This window comes from Paenibacillus darwinianus (assembly GCF_000598065.1).
Lineage (GTDB): Bacteria > Bacillota > Bacilli > Paenibacillales > Paenibacillaceae > Paenibacillus_I > Paenibacillus_I darwinianus.
Genome location: NZ_KK082184.1, coordinates 5288 through 10731 on the forward strand (window position 1 = coordinate 5288; position 5444 = coordinate 10731).

Genomic DNA, 5444 nt, shown 5'->3' on the forward strand with positions numbered 1-5444 from the left:
CGAGCGTATCCTCGAGGAAACCCGATTCGTTAAGCGTATCGGTATGGATCGCGACCTGCACGTCATAGGCATCGGCAGCCTGGAGGCACGCATCGATGGCCGCCGGAGTCGTTCCCCAATCTTCGTGCAGCTTCAGGCCGATCGCGCCAGCCTCGATTTGCTCGATCAGCGGCCCGGTGAACGACGCGTTTCCTTTACCGGTAAAACCGAGGTTCATCGGAAAAGCTTCCGCCGCCTCCAGCATCCTCCGCATATGCCACGCGCCCGGCGTGCATGTCGTCGCGTTCGTGCCGGTCGCCGGCCCCGTGCCGCCGCCGATCATCGTTGTGACACCGGAGGACAACGCCGTTTCGATCTGCTGCGGACAAATGAAATGAATATGGCTGTCGATGCCGCCCGCCGTCACGATTTTCCCTTCGCCGGCAATCACCTCCGTGCTGGCGCCGACCACCATATTGGCGCTCACGCCGTCCATCAGATCGGGGTTGCCGCCTTTGCCGATACCGACGATGACGCCGTCGCGCAGGCCGATATCCGCCTTCACAATGCCCCAATAGTCGATGATGACCGCGTTTGTAATCAGCGTATCCAGTACGCCTTCACTGCGCAGCGCTCCACTCGACTGGCCCATTCCGTCGCGAATTACTTTACCGCCGCCGAACTTGCACTCGTCGCCGTAGACCGTATAATCCCGCTCAATCTCCGCCCACAGCTCCGTATCCGCCAGCCTTACGGCGTCGCCCTTCGTCGGGCCGAACATTTGCGCATAGCTTTTTCGATCCATTCCGCTCAACTCCGCTCACCTTCCCACGCCTTCAGTCGCTCTCGGACCTGCTCGCTCATCGCGCCGTTCACCGCTTCTCCGCGGCTCAGCCCGTTCAGGCCGAATGACCGCTTCAAGCCGCCGATTTCGGTCAGTCCTACCGGCTTCTCTTCCCCTGGCTCGAAACGGACGGCCGTGCCGGCCGGTATATCGAGGCGCATGCCGAACGCCGCTTCGCGGTCAAACAACATGCCCCGGTTGACTTCAAAAAAATGAAAATGCGAGCCGACCTGCACCGGCCGGTCGCCCGTATTCACGACAATCAGTTCAAGCTTCCTGCGGCCGACATTAAGCTCGATCGCCCCTGAAGCTGTTCGGTATTCCCCTGGAATCATAAACCCGTCTCCCCTGCACCGAATGTTCTGCGATCCGCCGGGTGGCTGTCAGCCCGCGATCGGATGATGGATCGTGACGAGCTTCGTTCCGTCAGGGAACGTCGCCTCCACCTGCACCTCATGGATCATTTCCGGCACGCCCTGCATCACCTGCTCGCTCTTCAGAATGCGGGTCCCGAACGCCATCAACTCCGCCACGCTCATCCCGTCGCGGGCGCCTTCCAGAATCTCGGACGTAATCAGCGCCACACTCTCGGGATAGTTCAGCTTCACCCCGCGCTTCAGCCGGCGGCGCGCCAAGTCTGCGGCGATCGTCACCAGAAGCTTCTCCTTTTCGCGCTCTGTCAACTGCATGCCCTCGCACCTCTTTTCGTCATTTTCCTATCATTATAGTGTGAGGCCGTGAAGTTGTAAATCATTTTACGTCATATTATATGACACAAAAAATCATTTCCAAACTTGATCGAGAGGGGATCTTGTTTGTACATTACATGAATGTAACGTGTATGCTGTCTCTACTCCCAATGTTTCGCACTGCCGCCCACATGTCTCGGCAATCTAGCAAATGCGCGCTCAATGTGATAAACTCTAGGATATGGACATGAACATAGGAGGGGACTATTTTGGCCGTTAAAAAAAAGAGATCAGACATGATCACCAAAGGCTTTGACCGCGCGCCTCATCGCAGTCTTTTGCGCGCCGCCGGCGTTAAGGAAGAAGATTTCGGCAAGCCGTTTATCGCGGTTTGCAATTCATATATCGATATCGTTCCGGGTCACGTGCACCTTCAGGAATTCGGTAAGATCGTCAAGGAAGCGATCCGCGAAGCGGGCGGCGTGCCTTTCGAATTCAACACGATCGGTGTGGACGACGGCATTGCCATGGGCCACATCGGCATGCGTTACTCGCTTGCGAGCCGCGAGATCATCGCCGACTCCGTCGAGACGGTCGTGAACGCACACTGGTTTGACGGCATGGTATGCATCCCGAACTGCGATAAAATTACGCCGGGCATGATGATGGGCGCACTGCGCGTCAACATCCCGACCATTTTCGTCAGCGGCGGGCCGATGAAAGCCGGCAAAACGTCCGACGGCCGCTCCATTTCTCTGTCGAGCGTATTTGAAGGTGTCGGCGCTTATCAAGCGGGCAAGATCGACGAGAAAGGCCTCCAAGAGCTTGAGCAGTTCGGCTGCCCGACCTGCGGCTCCTGCTCCGGCATGTTTACCGCCAACTCCATGAACTGTCTGGCCGAGGCGCTCGGTCTCGCGCTGCCGGGCAACGGCACCATTCTGGCCGTAGCGCCTGAACGCCGCGAATTCGTCCGGCAATCCGCGCGCCAGCTGATGGAGCTGATCAAGATGGATTTGAAGCCGCGCGACATCGTGACGATCGAATCGATCGACAACGCTTTTGCGCTGGACATGGCAATGGGCGGATCGACAAATACGGTGCTTCATACGCTGGCTCTGGCCCGCGAAGCCGGCTTCGAATACCCGATCTCCCGCATTAACGAAGTGGCCGACCGTGTGCCGCATCTGGCGAAGATCGCGCCTGCGTCCGATTGGCATATTGAGGACGTGCACCTGGCAGGCGGCGTCAGTGCCGTTATCAACGAATTGCTCAAGAAGCCCGACGCGCTCCACGGCGATCAAGTAACGGTTACTGGCAAAACGCTGCGAGAGAACGCGGAAGGACATCCGATCCTGAACCCCGACGTCATTCACTCGCTGGATAACCCGCACAGCGAGCGCGGCGGACTCGCCGTTCTGTTCGGCAACCTTGCCCCTGAAGGCTGCATCATCAAGGTCGGCGCGGTCGACAAATCGGTCGGCGGCTACCACAAGGGCCCTGCCATCTGCTTCGATTCGCAGGATGACGCCCTGCACGGCATTGCGAACGGCAAGGTCAAGGAAGGCCACGTCGTGGTCATCCGTTATGAAGGACCAAAGGGCGGCCCGGGCATGCCGGAAATGCTTGCTCCGACGTCGCAAATCGTCGGCATGGGTCTGGGCGCGAAGGTCGGCCTCATCACCGACGGCCGTTTCTCCGGCGCGTCCCGCGGCATCAGCATCGGGCACATCTCGCCTGAGGCTGCGGAGGGCGGACCGCTTGCTTTCGTCAACGACGGCGACATCATCGAACTGGACCTGGAGAACCGCAAAATCGAGCTGCTTATCAGCGACGAGGAGATGGCAACGCGCCGCGCGGCGTGGAAAGGCTTCGAGCCGAAGATCACCCGCGGCTATCTGGCCCGCTACTCGCATCTCGTAACCAACGCCAGCATGGGTGGCGTTATGAAAATCTAACCCCATTTGTTAGTTTCACAATATCGGACCGAAAGAGCCGTCCATCATTCGGACGGCTCTTTCGGTTTTGATTAATTTAACAGCTACACATCGGGTAACGCCGCAGCAAGCACCACTTCTCCACGCGGCGTCTGGCCCTTCGCATCCGGCTCCTTCGTAATGGCAATTTGATCGAAGTCGTCGGACTCGAAGGAGTAGTAGAGCGCGCCTGTGCCGTCATACGTCAGGAAAGTGCCGGCGTTAACCGGTCGTCCACCCTTCAGCAACCATACCTGGAACGCTTCCTCGTTCTGCAGCTCCGGAAGCTGCTCCGCTTGAACAATCAGATGCATACCTTTATTATCGATTACGATCGTCGCAAGTCCCTTTGCCACCAGATCATTCATCGGACTCAGATTGATCACCCGATTAACCACCAATGGCGAACCCGTACTGGTATCTTCCCCTGCCTGACGCTGCATCTCGGCCACCTGTGCGGTGAGCGCCTCCCTCTCTTGGTCAAGCCGATCAACCCGCTGAAGGAGCAAACCGGACGTGATAGCCAACAACAGCACCGCCGCTGCCAATCCCCCCGTAAACCAGCTTAGAACCCGGCTCCGGGCGGCAACCGGGTATATGGCGATTCCCTTCGACGTGCTGGCAGTTTCCAACTTTGTAGCCGTCGGCAGATCCGTTAGCTTCTTTGCCGCCAACAGTTGGGAATCTTCACCCGCTTCCGCCGCCTCATGCACGCCAAGCACACGGGCCAGCACGCGATCCTTCATGCCTGCGGGCGGTTCAATCGAATCGACGGCCCAAGGGAGAGCGTGGATGATGGGAGCCACCGCCATCAGGCGTTCGCGGCAATTCTTACAGCCTGCCATATGCTCCTCGAACATTGTTCTCTCATCACTTGTCAATCCGCCCATCGCATAAAGATCAGTCCAGTCACATAAGCTTTCGATCGCCGCCGTCACGGCCACACCCCCTCTCGAACAAATTCGTCGAATCGTTTACGCAGCTGATTCAACGCCAGCCTGACCCTACTTTTCACCGTTCCGAGAGGAATCCGTTCGTGGTCCGCCACTTCCTGCTGCGTATAACCTTTATAATAAATCCACTCAAGCACTTGCTTCTGATCCTCGTTAAGCTCTTCGAGCGCCGCCTTCAACTGTTCGCCGAGAAGCTTTCGCTCCACAGCGTGCTCAGTCGTTTCCTGTTCCACCTGACCCTTGACACGCTCCCATTCATCGTACTCGAGCGCCTCAAGCGGCTTGCTTCCCCGCTTACGCAGCCAGTCGATCGCCAGATTACGTGCCACCGCGAACATCCACGTACTGACTTTGCCTCGGCCCCCATCCGTATCGATCCTATCCGCAATATTCCATATCCTAACGAACATTTCCTGCACAACTTCCTCCGCAGCCATAACATCCTTCACCATCCGGAAGACAAATGCATATGCGGGACGTTCGTATCTGTCGTACAACTGCTCCAATGCCTGCGCATCCCGCGCCGCGATCCGCCGGATCAGCACTTCATCGGAAACTGTTTCCCGCATGCGCGCCCTCCTCACTGATAATCCAAATGCACCTCCATCATAAGCCGCTTTACGAAAAGGTAGAAGCAATCACTACCCTGCAGAAGTGTTATCCTCTACATGATAGAGCATAATGTACAACAGAATCAGAATCAACTTCCTGCCTGTTCGTTCCTATCCCGGCTTTGTTTATACTCCCTCATCATCGCTTTCTCAATCACAGTGGCTACGCATGGCGTCGGGTTCTTGTCATTGCTTGATTCCGAATTCATGTTAATATTTCAACCCGCCGAAAAGCCTCCTGAGACCTCATGATGTCTCGGGAGGCTTTTTTCACCCCAATTCTGTATTCAAATGCTACCTCGGCACCCGATACAACGTCTTGTCCGCTTCGAGCGCCGGCTGCCTCCGTACCGCCGCCATGCCGGTGTCCGCTGGAGCGGCGGCCGGTTCCTTCC

At 57.4% G+C, this 5444-nt stretch carries 6 protein-coding genes; 1 reads left to right on the top strand and 5 read right to left on the bottom strand.

From position 1 onward, the window contains the following. The 3 genes from BG52_RS11770 to BG52_RS11780 all read right to left on the bottom strand — a co-directional run. Positions 1-784: urease subunit alpha (locus tag BG52_RS11770; protein WP_397310991.1), on the bottom strand; the 784-nt coding region annotated here is incomplete at its 3' end. 5 nt (positions 785-789) lie between these two features. Then, on the bottom strand, positions 790-1158 hold the full coding sequence (ureB, locus tag BG52_RS11775) for an urease subunit beta (protein ID WP_036585341.1): 369 nt from the start codon (positions 1156-1158) through the stop codon (positions 790-792). A gap of 48 nt (positions 1159-1206) precedes the next feature. Then, positions 1207-1512 (bottom strand): urease subunit gamma, encoded by a 306-nt coding sequence (locus tag BG52_RS11780; RefSeq protein ID WP_036585344.1) that lies wholly within the window; start codon positions 1510-1512, stop codon positions 1207-1209. Positions 1513-1781: 269 nt separating this feature from the next. Between BG52_RS11780 and ilvD the strand changes: the two genes are divergently transcribed. Beyond that, positions 1782-3467: a dihydroxy-acid dehydratase gene (gene ilvD, locus BG52_RS11785; RefSeq protein WP_036585347.1), complete on the top strand. Its 1686-nt coding sequence runs from the start codon at positions 1782-1784 to the stop codon at positions 3465-3467. Between the two features lie 83 nt (positions 3468-3550). Here the strand turns inward: ilvD and BG52_RS11790 are convergent, their stop codons facing one another. Further along, entirely contained in the window at positions 3551-4423 is an 873-nt protein-coding gene (locus BG52_RS11790) for an anti-sigma factor (protein WP_036585350.1), read from the bottom strand. Next, a complete protein-coding gene (locus tag BG52_RS11795; RefSeq protein WP_036585353.1) occupies positions 4420-5007 on the bottom strand; it encodes an RNA polymerase sigma factor in 588 nt (195 codons plus the stop codon). The genes BG52_RS11790 and BG52_RS11795 overlap by 4 nt, the downstream gene beginning before the upstream one ends. Positions 5008-5444: the final 437 nt, after the last annotated feature.